The 18096-nt window shown below is 54.4% G+C and carries 17 protein-coding genes; 3 read left to right on the forward strand and 14 right to left on the reverse strand.

What is annotated here, in order from left to right; genetic code table 11:
* Nucleotides 1-47 precede the first annotated feature (47 nt).
* From dinF to EA58_RS06070, 5 genes are all read right to left on the reverse strand, one after another.
* Nucleotides 48-1397, reverse strand: a complete 1350-nt coding sequence (gene dinF / locus EA58_RS06050; RefSeq protein ID WP_036750332.1) for an MATE family efflux transporter DinF — start codon at nt 1395-1397, stop codon at nt 48-50.
* A 101-nt stretch (nt 1398-1498) separates the two neighbouring features.
* Entirely contained in the window at nt 1499-2425 is a 927-nt protein-coding gene (cyoE, locus tag EA58_RS06055) for a heme o synthase (protein ID WP_036750334.1), read from the reverse strand.
* Between the two features lie 32 nt (nt 2426-2457).
* Nucleotides 2458-3621 carry a COX15/CtaA family protein gene (locus tag EA58_RS06060; RefSeq protein ID WP_081819568.1) on the reverse strand — a complete coding sequence of 388 codons (1164 nt, stop codon included), beginning with the start codon at nt 3619-3621 and terminating at the stop codon, nt 2458-2460.
* A gap of 88 nt (nt 3622-3709) precedes the next feature.
* Nucleotides 3710-4258 carry a hypothetical protein gene (locus EA58_RS06065; RefSeq protein WP_036750336.1) on the reverse strand — a complete coding sequence of 183 codons (549 nt, stop codon included), beginning with the start codon at nt 4256-4258 and terminating at the stop codon, nt 3710-3712.
* A complete protein-coding gene (locus EA58_RS06070; protein ID WP_036750339.1) occupies nt 4255-4956 on the reverse strand; it encodes an SURF1 family protein in 702 nt (233 codons plus the stop codon). The genes EA58_RS06065 and EA58_RS06070 overlap by 4 nt, the downstream gene beginning before the upstream one ends.
* Nucleotides 4957-5008: 52 nt before the next feature.
* Between EA58_RS06070 and EA58_RS06075 the strand changes: the two genes are divergently transcribed.
* Nucleotides 5009-5215 (forward strand): DUF2909 family protein, encoded by a 207-nt coding sequence (locus EA58_RS06075; protein ID WP_036750342.1) that lies wholly within the window; start codon nt 5009-5011, stop codon nt 5213-5215.
* A gap of 5 nt (nt 5216-5220) precedes the next feature.
* On the opposite strand, the gene EA58_RS06080 is transcribed toward EA58_RS06075, so the two are convergent.
* The 6 genes from EA58_RS06080 to lexA form a co-directional block, all read right to left on the reverse strand.
* Entirely contained in the window at nt 5221-6123 is a 903-nt protein-coding gene (locus tag EA58_RS06080) for a cytochrome c oxidase subunit 3 (protein WP_036750344.1), read from the reverse strand.
* Between the two features lie 8 nt (nt 6124-6131).
* Nucleotides 6132-6677 carry a cytochrome c oxidase assembly protein gene (locus tag EA58_RS06085; protein ID WP_036750345.1) on the reverse strand — a complete coding sequence of 182 codons (546 nt, stop codon included), beginning with the start codon at nt 6675-6677 and terminating at the stop codon, nt 6132-6134.
* 9 nt (nt 6678-6686) lie between these two features.
* Nucleotides 6687-8288 carry a cytochrome c oxidase subunit I gene (gene ctaD / locus EA58_RS06090; RefSeq protein WP_036750347.1) on the reverse strand — a complete coding sequence of 534 codons (1602 nt, stop codon included), beginning with the start codon at nt 8286-8288 and terminating at the stop codon, nt 6687-6689.
* A gap of 20 nt (nt 8289-8308) precedes the next feature.
* Entirely contained in the window at nt 8309-9454 is a 1146-nt protein-coding gene (gene coxB / locus EA58_RS06095) for a cytochrome c oxidase subunit II (RefSeq protein ID WP_051641922.1), read from the reverse strand.
* Between the two features lie 297 nt (nt 9455-9751).
* Entirely contained in the window at nt 9752-10549 is a 798-nt protein-coding gene (locus tag EA58_RS06100) for a class I SAM-dependent methyltransferase (protein ID WP_036750354.1), read from the reverse strand.
* Nucleotides 10550-10635: 86 nt separating this feature from the next.
* Nucleotides 10636-11256, reverse strand: a complete 621-nt coding sequence (lexA, locus tag EA58_RS06105) for a transcriptional repressor LexA (RefSeq protein ID WP_036750357.1) — start codon at nt 11254-11256, stop codon at nt 10636-10638.
* A 248-nt stretch (nt 11257-11504) separates the two neighbouring features.
* Here lexA and plsB point away from each other — a divergent pair, with 248 nt between their 5' ends.
* Entirely contained in the window at nt 11505-13961 is a 2457-nt protein-coding gene (gene plsB, locus EA58_RS06110; protein ID WP_036750360.1) for a glycerol-3-phosphate 1-O-acyltransferase PlsB, read from the forward strand.
* 75 nt (nt 13962-14036) lie between these two features.
* Here the strand turns inward: plsB and ubiA are convergent, their stop codons facing one another.
* Complete coding sequence (gene ubiA, locus EA58_RS06115) at nt 14037-14894, reverse strand: 4-hydroxybenzoate octaprenyltransferase (RefSeq protein ID WP_200872162.1); 858 nt, start codon at nt 14892-14894, stop codon at nt 14037-14039.
* 12 nt (nt 14895-14906) lie between these two features.
* On the reverse strand, nt 14907-15515 hold the full coding sequence (locus tag EA58_RS06120; protein ID WP_081819569.1) for a chorismate--pyruvate lyase family protein: 609 nt from the start codon (nt 15513-15515) through the stop codon (nt 14907-14909).
* A gap of 326 nt (nt 15516-15841) precedes the next feature.
* Between EA58_RS06120 and EA58_RS06125 the strand changes: the two genes are divergently transcribed.
* Nucleotides 15842-16246 carry a flagellar basal body-associated protein FliL gene (locus EA58_RS06125; protein WP_036750366.1) on the forward strand — a complete coding sequence of 135 codons (405 nt, stop codon included), beginning with the start codon at nt 15842-15844 and terminating at the stop codon, nt 16244-16246.
* Nucleotides 16247-16313: 67 nt separating this feature from the next.
* Here EA58_RS06125 and glpD read toward each other — a convergent pair whose 3' ends face one another.
* The gene (glpD, locus tag EA58_RS06130; protein WP_036750523.1) at nt 16314-17828 is read right to left on the reverse strand and encodes a glycerol-3-phosphate dehydrogenase; all 1515 of its coding nucleotides are present in this window, start codon (nt 17826-17828) and stop codon (nt 16314-16316) included.
* Nucleotides 17829-18096 lie beyond the last annotated feature (268 nt).

Raw genomic sequence — 18096 nt, forward strand, 5'->3', positions numbered from 1 at the left:
GATGATTAAACAAAATATGGTGAATTTAACAGCATAAAATATGCTAACTATTTGTTGGCACTGACCTCTTCAAGAAAAATATTTTTTTGCCACTGATAGACAAAAATAGCCGCCAGCGACAGGCCCCGCATCCCCAGAAAAGCCAGCATCGCTGCCCACAGCGCATGATTCCCGAAGCTGTGGAATACTTGCCAGATCAGAAAGAATGTACAGGTCGCCACAAACATACTGTTACGCATTTCCCGCCCCCGGGTCGCGCCAATAAATATACCGTCCAGCAGAAAACACCACATCGAAACCAGGGGTACAGCCGCCAGCCAGGGTAGATAACGCACTGCTTCCGCCTGAACCGCAGGGATATCGGAAATCAGGCTGATAATCTGCGGACCAAAACCGAGAAAGGCCAGTGTCATCAGCAAGGCGATCACCAGACTCCAGAATGTCGTGCTGATCAGGGTTCGCCCAAGTGCCTCGCGATTCTTCGCACCAATCGCTTTGCCGACCATGGCCTCCATCGCATAGGCAAAACCGTCCATGCCGTAGGAGACCAGCATCAGAAAACTCATCAGCACAGCATTGGCGGCCACAACATTGTCACCCAGACTCGCGCCCTGAAAGGTCATGAAGCTGAAAGCCAGTTGCAGACACAGGCTTCGCAGGAAAATGTCCCGGTTGAGACGAAGTAATCGGCCGACGCCCTGCCTAACCTTGCTCAACAAAGAACGCCATGCCGGTAACGCCTGAGCAAGCCACTGGCGAGAAACGAAATAGAGTCCCAGCATCATTCCGCTGTACTCTGCAATCACCGACGCCGCCGCCGCCCCTTTGACCTGCCAGCCCAGTCCAAGCACAAACACCACATCCAGCAGAATATTGATGGTGTTGGTAATAATCAGCAGCCACATCGGCAAACGCGCGTTCTGACTGCCCAGCAGCCAGCCCATGATGACAAAATTTGCCAGTGCCGCCGGCGCGCCCCAAATCCGGATGGAGAAATACTGGTCAGCATAGGTTTTCACGGCGTCGCTGGCATCACTGAACTCAAACACAATCCCGGCGATCAGGCGATGACCAAGAATCAGCAGCAGCGCCAGCCCCCAGGCCAGGGCCAGCCCCTGTAACAGCACCATCGCCTGTGCCTTTTTATTGCTGGCCCCATACGCCTGAGCACACAACCCGGTCGTCGCCATCCGCAGAAAGCCCAGCAGCCAGAAAGTCACGCTGATCATCATGCCGCCCACCGCAACCCCGCCTAAAAACCAGGCGTGCTCCAGATGGCCAATCACCGCCGCGTCGACCAACCCGAGCAACGGCACCGTGATATTGGATAAAACCATAGGAAGCGCCAGCGCGAAAACCTGACGGTGGAGGGTGACATCTTTTAATGCGGCCAGCACGGGAACTCCCTGATTCTTCAAATACTTCAGCCGCAGAGTGTAAAGGTTCGCCGGCAGCGAGACAATTCAATGCCGCCGATTCACTGCTGACAATTGCCTGATTAATTCAGGATCACCATCAGCCAGTGATCGGCCAGCAGCACCAGAAACAGACCCAGCAGATGCCAGATGGAGTACTTGAATGTCGCCCAGGCATGACCGGGCTCATCGGCAAACTTCAGCTTCACGGCATAACCGACAAATCCGAGGTTCAGGGCCAGACTGCCGATCAAATACAACAGGCCGCTCATGCCGGTCAGCCAGGGCAGCAGACCGGTCAGCGTCAGCAACAGGGTATAGAGCAGCACCATCGTTTTGGTGAAAGCGATGCCATGAGTCACCGGCAGCATGGGAACATCAGCCTTGGCGTAATCATCCCGACGATGAATTGCCAGCGCCCAGAAATGCGGTGGCGTCCAGGCAAACACCAGCATCACCAGCAGCAGCGCATGCGGATCAAACTGCCCGGTCACCGCCGCCCAGCCCAGCAACGGCGGCGCCGCGCCCGCCAGACCACCAATAACGATATTCTGGGGCGTGGCGTGCTTGAGCCAGACGGTATAAACCAGCGCATAGCCCACCAGACTGGCGAAGGTCAGCCAGGCCGTCAGAGCATTCAACTGCCAGAGCAACACAAAACCAATCACCATCAACAGGGTTGCAAACACCACGGCGTTGATCGTCGGCACCCGTCCCCGGGCCAGCGGACGATGATGCGTGCGCGCCATTTTTGCATCAATCTGCCGGTCCAGCACATGATTCAGTGCCGCAGCAGCAGCCGACTGAAAACCAATACCGAGCAACCCCAGCAGCACCGCCTTCAACGGCGGAATACCGGGCACTGCCAGACACATCCCCACCAACGCAGTCAGCAATAACATGGCCACAACTTTCGGCTTGGTCATGATCAGGTAGTCGCTGCCAAGCTGGCGCCAGTGACGGCCTGACAGCGCAATCTGACGCTGTTCCAGTAACTGTGATTTCGCCATATTCCTTTCCTCCCTGAATCAACCTGCGGGTGTCAGCCCGATTTCGGCGTCATACCACCCAAAGTTTCCTGTCCGGGCCTTGAAGCGGTGGATCTGTCATGCTTCATGCATGTCTGAGAGAACCCCGTCTGAGGCAATGCTGCGATGTGATCCTCAACCGCACCTGCAGCCGAACGCGCACGGTACAATGCCCGGCAAGTCACCAACGTGCCCAGCAGCAGACACAAGCCACCGAGGTTATGGCCGACCGCAACCGGTAACGGCAGGCTGGCCAGCACATTCGTCACGCCCAGTCCGATTTGCACCGCCAGCAGCGCCATCACAGCCCATGCATGGCGACGCCAGCCAATCCGCCACAACCGCCAGACCAGCAGCAGCACGACAAACGTGGTGATCATGGCCCCGATGCGGTGTGCTGCATGAATGGACACCCGCTGATCAAAATTCAGCACACCATACTGATAGGTCTGAAAACCCGGCTGCCAGGGCTCAAACGCGGTGATATCAAACTTACTGACCCAATCCACTTCACAGACCGGCAACTGGGTACAGACCACGGCCGCATAGTTGGCCGCCGTCCAGCCACCGAGTGCAATTTGCAACGCTACCACCACCAGTGCAGCCACCGCCAACCGTCGAACACCCGCCGCTGGCGGTGCAGGATACGCTTGTCTTTGGCCTGTTTCCCGGTTGTGGTTCGCCAGCCGCAACCAGAGCAGCAGCAACAGGCTGGCCGTCGTAAAACCGCCCAGCAAATGTCCCATGACCACCACAGGTTTCAGGGCCATAGTCACTGTCCACATCCCCAGCATGGCCTGACCAATCACCATCCCCAGTAACACCAGAGGCAGCCGGCGCGGCCTGTCGCGACGACGCCACGCCATCAGATTAATCGTCAGGATCAGCAGCCCCAGAGATCCCGCAACATAACGGTGCAGCATCTCATTCCAGGCTTTATGAACTTCTACCGGATGATCAGGAAACACTTGCTGGGCAATCGCGTGTTGGGCATCGGTTTGGGGCACACTCAGAAAACCGTAGCAACCGGGCCAGTCCGGGCAGCCTAATCCGGCTTCGGTCAGCCGGGTATAAGCCCCCAGCGCAATCACGGTCACTGCGAGCAGAAATGTCAGGCCAACCAGCCCGCGAAATAGCCGATCCGGTTGACTGGATTGAGAGGAAACCGTCGGAACCATCGCTACTCCTTCGCGTATGAAACTTAAATTGCTGAGCTTTGATTACTGAGCTTAAATTGCTGAGACTGAGCGCATGAGATGTGCTGCATCAGCCAATCTTGGAAACCTTGAGTAAACGCTTGAGATCAAGAAGGATATCCTTGCCCTGCGCCAGCACCTGCGTTTTGCCCTCAGCCAGCGGATAAGCCAGCATCACATTCCCCTGGGGATCGGCGATATAGATCGCCTCAATGCCATGCTCCAGCCGACCCAGTTCCTGAAGCACCGGTTCCGGTGCAGCCAGAACCTTCCCACCTTCAGCAACCAGATTGCTGGCATCCGGCAGCTCAGTACGGCTTTCAGCAGACACCAGCACCAGAGTGGAGAGACGATCCAGCTCAGCCCCCATGGCCAGCGGCACCTGACGCAGGTTAAACAACGCGCCCTGACAGCGGGTGTCGCACACGTCCGGCAGCAGGTAAATCAGTTGCCATTTCCCTGGCTTCGCCAGCCAGTCAGACGCCATCGGCTGTGCCAGCAGTTGTCCCCGGTTTGTCACACCGCCCTGATACCAGTGATTCTCCAGTACCAACTTGGCGACAACGACCGGTAGAACAAAGGCAAACAGCAGCAACATGAGATTCAGGTGTTTTTTCATCCCGGGTTCCCCTTCTTTCTGGTTGGATCGCGCTTCAGCCACCACCAGGCCAGTCCGGCGATTGCCACCGCCAACAGAAACCACTGAGCCGCATAGGCGTAGTGTTTCTGCGGTCCCATCACCACAGGCTGCCAATTTTGCTTCAGCGCCAGTGGATCATCGGGAGCAACTTGCACCACCCAGTCTGGCAATGGCAATCCGGTAGCAATCGCCAATGATGCAGGCTTGATATTCTGGACCCTTCGAGGCCAACCGTTTTCATCTGCGGCATGACTCAGTTCCGGCAGCTGTGATGGCGGCGCAATGGTGCCGGATAGTCGCACCAGTCCGTGATGTTCCGGCAGAATTGGCAGTTGTTCCCGATACTTCGGCGCAGCAATCCATCCCAGATTCACCAGCAGCCAGGCACCATTTTCAGTTCGGAACGGATAAAACAGGTGATAACCCGGCTGACCCTGATCCAACTGGTTATCCAGCAAAATGGCTTTGCTGTGATCAAACTCGCCGCTGAATTTCACCCGATACCAAAGCGGATCCGCCGGCAGACTGGCCACACTGAAGTAGGTCTGTTCCCCTCTGAGTTTGAGCGCTGCCGTCAGCACTTCTTTTTCCTGACCCCGTGAGAGCTGCCACATTCCCAGCTTGACCAACCCGGCGAAGACCACCAAAGTAAATAAAACAAATCCTGTCCGTCTCATCGCGCCCTGAACCCCGTTTCAGCCGCCAGATTCAGCCAAACACGGAGATGCCATGCTGCTGAAAGCCCTGATCGTCTGCCTGCTGATTTTTATCCTGTTGAACCTGTTCCGGGCCTTGCCTGCCATGCTCAAAGGTAAACAAGGAAAACCGATGTCGCACTATCTGGGTCGCCGGGTGCTGTTTTCTGTCCTGTTATTCGCCCTCTTACTACTGGCGGTCGTCACCGGAGTCATCGAGCCAAATCCGCGTCCTTACTGATGCGGCTAAAGGATATACACAAAAATAAACAGCCCCAGCCAGACCACATCCACGAAGTGCCAGTACCAGGCTCCTGCCTGAAAAGCGAAATGGTGCTCTGGAGAAAAGTGGCCCTTCAGCACCCGCAGCCAGACGATAAACAAAATCAGGGTACCCAGCGTCACGTGCATGCCGTGGAAGCCGGTCAGCATAAAGAAGGTATTGCCATAGATGCCGGAATCCAGCGTCAGCCCCATCTCTTCATATGCATGGATGTACTCCACTCCCTGCAAGTACACGAAGAGGCCGCCGAGCAGCACCGTCAGCAGCAGAAATAGCGTCAGGCGCGGTCGGTTATCTTTCTCCAGTGCCGTGTGCGCCAGATGCACGGTGACAGATGAAGTCAATAGGATCAGGGTGTTATAAAACGGCAGGCCAAGCGCTCCCATCGCCTCCGTTTCCGTGCCTCCCGGCGTTTGCACCAACGGCCAGTGGGCAACAAATTCAGGCCACAGCACAGCTTGAGTCATGGCATTGTTACCCGCCCCACCCAGCCAGGGCACCGCAATCATTCGGGCATAAAATAGTGCGCCGAAAAAAGCGCCAAAAAACATGATTTCCGAGAAAATGAACCAGCTCATGCCCTGCCGGAAAGAACGATCCATCTGGGCACTGTACAGGCCGGTCATTGATTCACGGATCACATCGCGGAACCAGCCCACCAGCATGAGCAACAGCAGACCCACGCCGGACATCAGGATCCAGGGGCCATTCCCGCCGAACAGCCCGCCCACGGTGGCACCTGCGCCCATGGCAATCAAAAACAGCGCCAAGGCACCGACAATCGGCCAGGCACTGGCAGCCGGGACATAATAGGGTTCCTGCGGCGGTGTCAGGGACTGATCATGTTCTGAATAAGGGTTTGCCATGGTCGACCTCATTGTGTCTGTGCTTCAGCATCCGGCTGAGCGTTAAACAAGGTGTAAGCCAGTGTCAGCGTATGGATATCCTCTGGCAGCTCAGGGTCGATATAGAACAGCAAAGGCAGTTCTGCCGACGCCCCGGCCGCCAGTGGCTGACGGTTAAAGCAAAAACATTCGATTTTATTGAAGTACAGCGCGCCCATTCCCGGTGACACCGAAGGGACAGCCTGCCCCACGGTATCTTTCTGGGTCAGATTCTCTGCTGAAAACATGATCTTGTGTGTTTCACCCGGGTGCACCACCATACGGCGGACTTCCGGCTCAAACCGCCAGGCCATGCCCGGATTCACATAGGCGATAAACTCCACCGTGATACTGCGTTTCTCATCAACCAGTTCACTGGCAACCGCCGCCTGAGCCGAGGTTTTGCCGTTAATGCCGGTGACCTCACAGAACACGTTGTACAAGGGCACCAAAGCGAATGCGAAGCCGAACATCCCCAGTGACAGCACAATCAGGAGCAACAATGACTTCTTCTTGCCTTTTGCTGAGTCAGCCATATGGCCTCCTTAATCCACTTTGGGTGGGGTTGAAAATGTATGGTGAGGCGCAGGTGACGGAACTGTCCACTCCAGCCCTTCCGCACCATCCCAGGGTTTCGCGCCTGCAGGCTCACCACCGCGAATACACTTAATCAGTACCGCCAGGAAAATCAGCTGCGACAGGCCAAACAGAAAACCACCGATACTGACAATGGCATTCACATCGGCAAACTGCAGCGCATAGTCCGGGATCCGACGTGGCATGCCCGCCAATCCCAGAAAATGCATGGGGAAGAACAGAATGTTCACGGAAATCACCGAACACCAGAAATGCCACTTCGCCAGACGTTCATCGAACATGTGGCCGGTCCATTTTGGTAACCAGTAATAGGCCGCGGCCATAATGGAGAAGATCGCCCCGGAGACCAGCACATAGTGGAAGTGCGCCACCACAAAATAGGTATCGTGGTACTGGAAGTCCGCCGGAGTGATTGCCAGCATCAGTCCTGAAAAACCGCCGATGGTGAACAGAATGATGAACGCAATCGCAAACAGCATCGGCACTTCAAAGGTCAGGGAGCCCCGCCACATGGTCGCGACCCAGTTAAAAACTTTTACCCCGGTCGGCACCGAGATCAGCATGGTGCAATACATGAAAAACAGCTCAGCCGCCACCGGCATCCCGGTTGTGAACATGTGGTGTGCCCACACCAGAAAACTCAGGCCCGCGATTGAAGCTGTCGCGTACACCATAGAACTGTAGCCAAAGAGCTTCTTACGGGAAAAGGTCGGCACTATCGCCGAAATAATCCCGAAACTCGGCAAAATCATGATGTAAACTTCAGGATGGCCAAAAAACCAGAAGATGTGCTGGAACATCACGGGATCACCGCCGCCGGCCGCATCAAAGAAACTGGTCCCAAAGTATTTATCGGTCAACACCATGGTGACCGCCCCGGCAAGTACCGGCATCACGGCAATCAGCAGAAATGCCGTAATCAACCAGGTCCAGGCGAAGAGCGGCATTTTCATGTAAGTCATGCCCGGTGCGCGCAGGTTAATAATGGTGACGATGACGTTAATCGCCCCCATGATCGAACTGATCCCCATAATGTGAATCGCAAACACGAACAAACCGGTACTTTGCGGGCTAAAGGTGGTTGATAAGGGGGCATAGAAGGTCCAGCCAAAATTCGGGCCGCCCCCTTCCATAAACAGGGAAGCCAGCAGCATGGTGAAGGCAAAAGGCAGGATCCAGAAGCTCCAGTTGTTCATCCGCGGTAAGGCCATATCCGGCGCACCAATCATCATGGGCACCATCCAGTTTGCCAACCCGGTAAATGCTGGCATCACGGCACCAAACACCATAATCAGGCCATGAACGGTCGTCATCTGGTTAAAAAAGTTCGGCTCCACCAGCTGCAATCCCGGCTGGAACAACTCTGCCCGGATCACCATCGCCATCGCACCACCGGTCAGGAACATGGCAAAGCTGAACAGCAGATACAAAGTGCCGATATCTTTATGATTGGTGGTAAATAGCCAGCGCTTGATTCCACTGTGGTGATGCGCGCCATGTTCAGTATGGGTGGTCTCGTCCACCGCCTGCTCACGCAACATGTCCGTCATGATTCGTCACTCCCTCAACTCTAAAGCGCTTCGCCTTTCAGGACCGCCTGAACTTCAGCCGCCTGTACGGTGTCGCCGGTGTCATTTCCCCAGGCATTCCGCTCATATGTAATCACAGCGGCCAGCTCTTTCAGACTAAGTTGCGGCCCGAATGCCTGCATGGCCGTCCCGTTCCGGCCATGAACCACCACGCTGATATGTTCCAGTTTCTTGCCCGGATCAACAGCAACGCCCTGACCTGCCAGCGCCGGAAATGCGCCGGGTAAGCCCTGACCGTTTACCTGATGGCACACCGCACAACGGGTGTTGTAAACCTTCTCACCCATGGCCATCAGCTCGTCCATCGGCATTTCCATATCCAGCAGACGCTGCTCTTCCTCACGCGCTTCCCGCTGAGCCACCTTGATCGATTGCAGCCATTCTTCATATTCCGCCTGCGGCTTGGCGATCACCACGATTGGCATAAAGCCATGGTTTTTTCCACACAGTTCGGCACACTGACCGCGGTAAATTCCGGGTTCGTCAATTTTGGTCCAGGCTTCGTTGATAAAGCCCGGGTTCGCATCTTTCTTCACAGCAAACGCCGGCACCCACCAGGAATGGATCACATCCTGCGAGGTCATCAGGAAGCGGATTTTCTGTCCGATAGGCACGACAAGAGGATGATCCACTTCCAGCAGATAGTTTTCACGCTTCTGGCGTTCGTTGTTAATTTGTGCGTCTGAGGTAGCTAAGTTGGAATAAAATGCGACATCTTCGTCGAAATAGCGGTAATGCCACTTCCACTGAGAGCCGGTAATTTGAATGGTCAGATCAGGCTGCGTCGTGTCTTCCATTGCCAGCAGGGTCTTGGTCGCCGGAATCGCCATCAGAATCAGAATCACAAAGGGGATCAAGGTCCAGAGCAACTCAACCCGGGTACTTTCATGAAACGAGGCTGCCACAGCACCCCGGGATTTACGGTGGTGGATAATGGCCCAGAACATCACGCCGAAGACCACCAATCCGATGGCCACACAGATATAGAAAATCGTCATGTGCAGTGAATACACCTGCTGACTGATCCCTGTGACGCCCTGAGTCATATTCAGCGGCATCGATTTGGTTTCTGCCATCACTGGCAACACAAATCCGCCCAGTAATCCATAAAACAATTGCCGCATCATTCTCCGGATCCCTCCTACGGTCATTCTGAGCGACAACCGCCCTATCACGTCAGTGTTGACCGATAGCCCGCCCGCCAGAATGCCCTCATCAGCGCAAGTAGCCTTAACAGCTTGTTTACATTTAACTTAGGACAGATTTTGGAGAATGAACAAAAATTTACGTCAGAAAGAGTCAAGACCCGAAGAACTGCGACTCCGGTATCAGATGGAGAAATTTAGGAAAAGATAATTGATGGTCACCTCATCATTATGATGACCATTTTCTCAGAAAGGGAATCTGCTGGCTCTTGGCCTGACTTAAAAACGCAGATGGGTCACCACAGGGGTCAGACGATGGCGAAACGCGGATAAACGAGACAACCAGCGGTGCCAGAGACGCCAGCGCGGGCAGGACACATCCAGCGGGGAATGACTGGCCACCACGTCTGCCCAAGGCAACCACTGCAGCAACTGGCGTGCCGGATCGTCAAACCCATGGGCATAAGTCTGACTCCCAAGATTCTGCCCCAGCGTACTGCCACAGCGATCCCCAGCCAGCACCAGACAAAGCTCCAGCTGATTGAAATGACAGCCCATACGCTGGACAAAGCGGGCGACCTCAGTTTCTGTTGCCTGCAACAATGCCTGATCACACACCAGCATCACAGGAGAAGAAAACGATGTCGGCAATTGGGATAACCAACTGAGATCCGTCACCGAACCGGAACGCATCCGGTAACGCTCACTCCGGTGGAACAGGCGCTGACGCCACAGCAGCGTTTCATCACAATCCAGCTCCAGCCAGCGACAGCGGCCGTTGTCCAGACGATAAAAACGGGTATCCAGCCCTGCCCCGACATTCACCACATGACCATTCGGAAAGCGACGCAGAAAATCACGCACGCGCTGATCCACCAGCAGAGTGAGCGTGGCGTGTAACAATTGATGCCGGTCCACATTGCCGGTCAGACAATCCGGTGCCAGATGGCATTGCTGGCAGGCCGCAGCAGCGAGAGGGTCATAGATCAACCCATTGTCAACCAGACTCTCACGGCTGCGCAGCCAAAGCGGCTGTAATAATGCAGCCGGGATATGGTAGCGGGCAGATTTTGTCATTATCGTCTCCAAAGCAACACTTGAATGATAATGACTCTCATTTGTTATTGCAAAGAAATCATCTGCCCTTTGCGTGGCCGGTGCAATTAACTCCAGTCACCATTGCGGATCACACCCACGGCGATCCCTTCAATGGTCAGCTGTTGATGGGCCAGGTCAACCACAATGGGTTCAAAGGCTTCATTCTCAGCATGCAACAGCACCTGAGCACCTTTTTTCTCCAGACGCTTCACGGTGACATCATCATCCACCCGGGCAACCACAACCTGTCCGTTACGAACATCCTGCGTTTTGTGCACCGCGAGCAGATCCCCATCGAGAATCCCGATATCTTTCATGCTCATGCCATTCACTCTCAACAGAAAATCTGCCTGAGGTTTAAACATGGACGGATCGACATCATAGTGGGTTTCCACATGCTCCTGAGCCAGAATCGGCTCTCCTGCAGCAACCCGGCCAATCAACGGCAGACCGTGTTCTTCGGCGGCATCTTCGTTGACCAGCAGGCGGATCCCGCGTGAGGCACCCGGGACAATTTCAATGACCTGTTTCCGGGCCAGCGCTTTTAAGTGCTCTTCTGCCGCATTGGCAGAACGGAACCCCAGTTCACGGGCAATCTCCGCACGCGTCGGCGGCATCCCGGTTTCTTCAATTTTTGCTTTGATCAAATCAAAGACTTCTTGTTGGCGTGGCGTTAGCGGCTTCATGACATACCCTGTCTTTTTATACAGTTCACTGTGAGTATATCCAGTGTTCACTGATTTGAAAAGGCTATATCCCGATGTCACCGCAAGATTCAGGGCAGAATCAAGACCATACGTCCCGAAGCCCGGACGGAGCCAGGAAAGACAAAAAATTCATCTTTTCCCTCGCTGTATTGATTTTTTCACAGCAAAACCCTGCGCGTTTTCTGCTATCCTTGGCTCGCATTAAGTTTTCGAGGCTAGTTATAAACATGTCAAGTTGGCAGAAAATTACGCAAAGTTTACTGAATTTGCCGCTTTCTTTACTGGTGAAGACCCGCACAATTCCATCTGATCCCGTGGCAGAACTGGCACTGGATCTCAACCGTCCCATTATTTACACCTTGCCTTTCAGCTCGCAAACCGATTTGCTGACGCTGAGTGCTGCCGCCAAGGCCATCGGATTACCTGACCCGCTGGAACCCATGGTCATTCACGGTCGTGAGTTTCCCCGATTTGTGTTCGTGGCAGACAGCCCGAGCATCTTTGGCAGCAATGGTCAGATCCCGGCAACATCGCTGGCGCTGTTCACCGATTTACTGACCGCCCACAAAAACGATGACGAGCTGGATGTCCAGCTATTGCCTGCGTCTGTACTCTGGGGCCGAAAACCGGGGACTGAGGGTGAAGGCAAACCCATTCTGAAAGCGCTGAATGGCCCGGAAAAATGTTTCGCAATTCTGGCGCAGGGGCGTGATTGTCTGGTGCGATTAAGCCCGACAGTCTCATTGCGTTTTATGGCAGATAAATACGGTGCCGATGACACCATCGCCAATAAGCTGGCCCGCGTGGCGAAAATCCACTTCTCCCGCCAGAAACTGGCCGCGGCAGGCCCGCGTCTGCCTCAGCGACAAGCTCTGTTTAACCGGCTGCTGGCGTCCAAAGCCATTGAAAAGGTGGTTCAGGAAGAAGCGATCAGCCGCGATGTTCCACTGGAGAAAGTCCGCAAAGAAGCCATCGACATGATGGAAGAAATTGCCGCAGATTTCTCCTACAGTCTGGTTCGTCACGGGGATCGCTTCCTGAGCTGGCTATGGAACCGTCTCTATCAGGGCATTAACGTTACCAATGCCCAGCGTGTCCGACAGCTGGCACAAGACGGTCACGAAATTGTCTATGTTCCCTGCCACCGAAGCCACATGGACTACCTGCTGCTTTCTTATGTGCTGTATCAGGAAGGGATGGTGCCACCGCACATTGCTGCCGGGATCAACCTGAATTTCTTTCCGGCCGGGCCGATTTTCCGCCGTGGCGGCGCATTCTTTATCCGTCGCAGCTTCAAGGGCAATCGTCTGTATTCAACGGTCTTCCGCGAATATCTCGGCGAACTGTTTGCCAAAGGGTATTCAGTAGAATACTTCAGTGAGGGCGGCCGCTCCCGCACCGGTCGTTTGCTGGCCCCGAAAACCGGCATGCTGTCGATGACCATTCAGGCCATGCTACGTGGTCTGAACCGTCCGGTGACTCTGGTTCCGGTCTATATCGGCTACGAACATGTGATGGAAGTCGCGACCTACGCCAAAGAACTGCGCGGCAAGCGCAAAGAAAAGGAAAATCTGGGCCAGGTCCTGCGTACCCTGCGCAAACTGCGTAACTTCGGGCAGGGCTATGTCAACTTTGGCGAGCCAATCCCACTCAACCAGTATCTGAATGAGCAGGTGCCGGAATGGCGTCAGGATGTCGACCCGATCGAACCACAGCGTCCGCAATGGCTGAACCCTGTGGTCAACCGTCTGGCCGACAAGATGATGACCCATATCAACGATGCGGCAGCCACCAATGGCCTGACACTCTGCGCACTGGCGCTGCTGGCATCACGTCAACGCGCCCTGAGCCGGGAAGAACTGGAGCAGCAAATCGACTGCTACCTGCAACTGCTGCGCAATACCCCGTATTCACCAGACTGTACGCTGCCATCCGACGATGCAGCGGCACTGGTAGAACATGCCATCAGCATGGATAAGTTCCTGGTAGAACGTGACACTCTGGGCGACATCGTCTCACTGGATCGCAAACAGTCGCTGCTGATGACTTACTACCGGAACAACATCATCCACCTGTTCGCGCTGCCGTCCCTGATTGCCCACATTGTGGTGTATCACCAGCGCCTGAGCCGGGCGGAAATGCACCGTCAGATCAGCCTGCTGTACCCTTTCCTCAAGGCTGAGCTGTACCTGCGTTTTGACGAAGCCGACCTCCCGGATGCGATTGATATTCTGATTGATGAACTGGTCCGTCAACGCCTGATCCTGAGCGACGGTGATGAACTGTCACTCAACAGTGCCCGTATCGCGCCGTTACAATTGCTGGGGAACACCATCAGTGAAACCCTGCAACGCTATGCAATTACACTGACATTGCTGCGCAGCGAACCGCAACTGATGAAAAGCGATCTGGAACAGCAAAGCCAGATGATGGCCCAGCGTCTGAGCCGTTTGCACGGGATCAACGCACCGGAGTTCTTCGACAAAGGCGTGTTCTCCTCGCTGGTGAAAACCCTGCGTCAGCAAGGCTATCTCAATGAAGACAATCATGCGGTCTCCCGTCCGGTGGCCGAGTTGGCTGATCTGCTGGCTGATCTGGTTTCACCATCAGTGAAACTGACCATTCAGGCGGTGATGAACCGCGAAGAGAAGAAGGAACCGAGTCCGGAAACAACGGACGCATAATGCATCCGTCGGACACAAAAACGCCCGCAACTATGCGGGCGTTGTTTTGTATTCAGCGTTTTGTACTCAGCAAACTCAGAATAATAAACTGGCAGCAATACCCAGCCAAATCAGCATACCGGCATAATTGTTATTCAGAAAAGCCTGAAAGCATGGTTCACGTTCCCGGCCCCGAATCAGCATCTGCTGGTAAACAAATAACGCCGCCGCACCGAGCAGTCCCCAGTAATACACCTGTGACAGCCCCAGTTGCATCCCCACCTGGATCAGCAAGCCTAAAGTACCCAATTGCAACAAACCAATGATGCGCTTGTCATATCGGCCAAACAAAATTGCCGTCGATTTAATACCGACCTTGAGGTCATCATCCCGGTCAACCATGGCGTATTGTGTATCGTAAGCAATGGTCCACAGGATATTGGCGGCAAAGAGCAGCCAGGCCACAGGCGGCAAGCCCCCGGACTGAGCAGCATACGCCATGGGAATCGCCCAGCCAAACGCCATGCCCAGCACCAGTTGTGGTAAATGGGTATAACGCTTCATGAACGGATAGGCGGCGGCTAAGACCAGCCCGATGACCGACAACTGAATGGTTAATGCATTCATGGTCAGCACCAGGCCGAAGGAAAGCAGGGATAAACAAGCAAAAAAGACCAGCGCTTCCCGCGCACTGATCAGGCCAGACGGCAAAGGCCGCTGCGCGGTCCGTTTAACGTGCCCGTCAAAGTGACGATCGGCGTAATCATTAATGACGCAGCCGGCCGCCCGCATACTGAAAACACCAAGAATAAATACCAGTAACACGTTGAAATCCGGCATGCCATCTGCGGCGAGAAACAACGCCCATAACGTTGGCCACATCAACAGTAAACTACCGATCGGGCGGTCCATACGAGCCAGTTGCCAGTATGCCCTTGCCTTGGTCATCTCCAAACCCAGATTCTCCTATTTTTGCTCAAAGCCTGTCGCCGGCTTCTGATGATGAACAACAGACAGATGATTCAGCGGCGAAACCTGCTCACTGCCATCGTGATAGACAGGGGCCGGGGCCAAAAACAGTTCCGCGACCAGCATGGGTTTTTCCTTCACCCATAAACGGGAACGGCGCGCCCACAAGCGCTTCCCTTCCAGACTGGTTTGCGCGAGTTGCAGCGCATCCCGACGGGCACTCTGATCGGTAAACACCCGATAACCCAGCGGCAAGTCGCCCAACTGTGCCAGATCATGTTCATCCCCGGTCAGGGTTGGCAGCGGGATCAGGGTTCGGGCAAACACCCAAGGCACCCCGTCTCCCTCCAGTAACACACAGCGTTCCAGGCAATCCACATCGCCCAGCATTTGCCGCTCTCCCGGCTTTAACGCCTGAGCGCGTAACGGGTGTTGCCCCAGCAGGCGAACACTGAACTGATGACAATAACGGGCAAAACGGCGCGACAACGAACCCTGCTCATGTAGCCAGCTTTCCAGCCCGGCCTGTGCCGGCGTCAGTGCCGCCGCCATCTGCCAGTCAACACTATCCAGCGCAGGCTGATAAATCTGCTTGAATTTCGACATCTTCCCAATTCAATTCCTGGAACTCTTGTCCTTTGGGTTCATCCCGGGCCAACTTTTACCGCCTTCTGTTTAAGGCACATTGTGTGCGCTACACACCCAGGTATCGACAACAGCGCGTTATCATAACCTGCTGCAAAAACGGCATGATCCGACACGGATTTGGCGACCAAAAGATCAACAGCCCCTGTAAAGGGTGATAGAATGTGTTCAATCAATCACATTGAATGATGCCCTATTGTAGCAAGCCGTCGCGGACAGGAATATCATTCCTCGCCAAAGTAGGCACTTGGGTAACAGATTTTTCCCAGATACAGATGGATAGCAAGATGAAATCTCTACTCCTGACTTTTGCGGTGCTGCTGTTGACCCTGAACCAGCCCGCTTTTGCACAAGCAGCACAAGGCACACCGCAGTACAGCTATTTCACGCTGACACCGGATATCACCACCAATTACACCACCCAAGGCAACAAGCTGGGTTATCTGCGTTTGCAAGTCGATCTGATGGTTGCCGATCCCGATTATTTGCCGCTGGTCGAGCACCATGCCCCACTGATCCGTGATGCGATTATTCAGATCATCAGCGAGCAACCGGAAGTCAAAATCAAGTCTCTGGCTGGCCGTGAAGCCATTCGTCAGCAGTGCCTGACTAAAGTCAATGATTTGCTGATTGCCGAGACCAACCAAAAATTACTGACTGAACTGCTCTTTACCAAATATCTGTATCAGTAATCCCCCGCTTCCCGAAAAAGAAAAGGCGCTCAATGAGCGCCTTTATTCTTCGTTTCCCGGAAATACTTTATGCCGCAGCATGGGCACCATCACGCTTTGCCGCGATATATTCAGCCACCGCCTGCTGCTGGTCGCTGTTCAGGTACAGACCCAGCTTACTGCGTCGCCACAGCGCATCTTCTGCACTGCTCACAAACTCATGATTCATCAGGTAATCCAGCTCACGGGCGTAAAAACCCTCGCCGAAATGCTGTCCCATTTCTGCTTCGCTGTTTACGCCATCAAGCACCTGCCAGCACAGGGTACCGTAGTTAGTCGCCAGCCGCTCGGCCGTGAATGCATTCAGCCAGTCATAACGAGTCTGCAACTCGCGGCTTAAACGTGACAGATCAAAACCAGCTTCTCCACCCGGCAGACAGGCATCAGCGGTCCAGGCTGTGCCCATATTCGGGAAGAATGGTGCCAGTTTATGCAATGCCGCCTCGGCCAGTTTACGATAGGTGGTCAGCTTACCGCCAAAGATCGACAGTAGCGGCGGCTGCGAACCTTCCTGCTCCAATTCCAGCGTGTAATCCCGGGTCACAGCTTGCGGTGAATCGGACTCATCATCACACAGCGGGCGAACGCCTGAGTAAGTCCACACCACATCGGTCCGTTGCAGCTGGTGTTTGAAGTGCGCGTTATACACTTTGAGCAGGTAACGGATTTCGTCTTCATCAATCGCCACCTGACGCGGATCACCGTGGTATTCCACATCGGTGGTGCCAATGATTGAGAAGCGGTCCAGATAAGGGATCACGAACACAATACGCTGGTCTTCGTTCTGCAAAATGTAAGCCTGCGGTTCATCATGCACACGGGGCACAACAATGTGTGAGCCTTTGATCAGACGGATATTGCGCGGTGATGGGGTATCCAGGCTGGTGTCATAGAAGGTTTTCACCCAAGGGCCAGCTGCATTGACCAGCGCATGAGACCGGCGTACAAACCGCTCCCCCGTCAGGCCGTCAAGCACCGTCACCTGCCAGATATCGCCATCCCGTTCGGCTTTTTCAACCCGGCAACGATTCCGAACTTCCCCCCCACGGGCTGCGGTTTCCATGGCATTGAGTACCACCAGGCGGGCGTCGTCCACCCAGCAGTCAGAATATTCAAAACCACGGGTAATTTCCGGCACCAGTGCAGAGTCATTGCCAAAACGCAGCCCTGCACTGCCCGGCAGTGTCGTGCGCTTGCCCAAGTGATCGTAAAGGAACAGGCCGGCGCGAATCATCCAGGCTGGTCGCAGGTGAGGACGATGCGGCAGACGGAATCGCATTGGCTTCGCAATATGCGGGATTTTTCGCAGCAAGACTTCACGCTCAGCCAGGGCTTCGCCCACCAGGCGGAACTCGTAATGCTCCAGATAACGTAAACCACCGTGGATCAGTTTAGAGCTGGCCGATGACGTTGCCGAAGCAAAGTCCTCTGCTTCGAACAATGCTACCTTAAGACCACGTCCTGCCGCATCGGCCGCGATACCGGCACCATTAATTCCACCGCCGACGACGATGATATCCAGAATCTCATTTGCTGCTGTCATGCCTTTCACCTGTACCCTTCGTTGACCGACTCGTCTGCATTCCTCTCTGCTTTATATTAGGACATGCATTCGAAAGTCATCATTTCGATTTTATGTTCGATATCGCTCAATATAGACAAATCCAGCGCGAACATCATCCTTTTTATGCTCGAAACATGACACCAATATGATCATACGCACAAAAAAAGCTGCCTTTTTGGCAGCTTTATGCGTATTCCGGGCTAAATTGATAATCAGTCAGGACATAAATGAGCGAAAACGCTCAAAT

Source organism: Photobacterium galatheae, assembly GCF_000695255.1.
Classification (GTDB): Bacteria; Pseudomonadota; Gammaproteobacteria; order Enterobacterales; family Vibrionaceae; genus Photobacterium; species Photobacterium galatheae.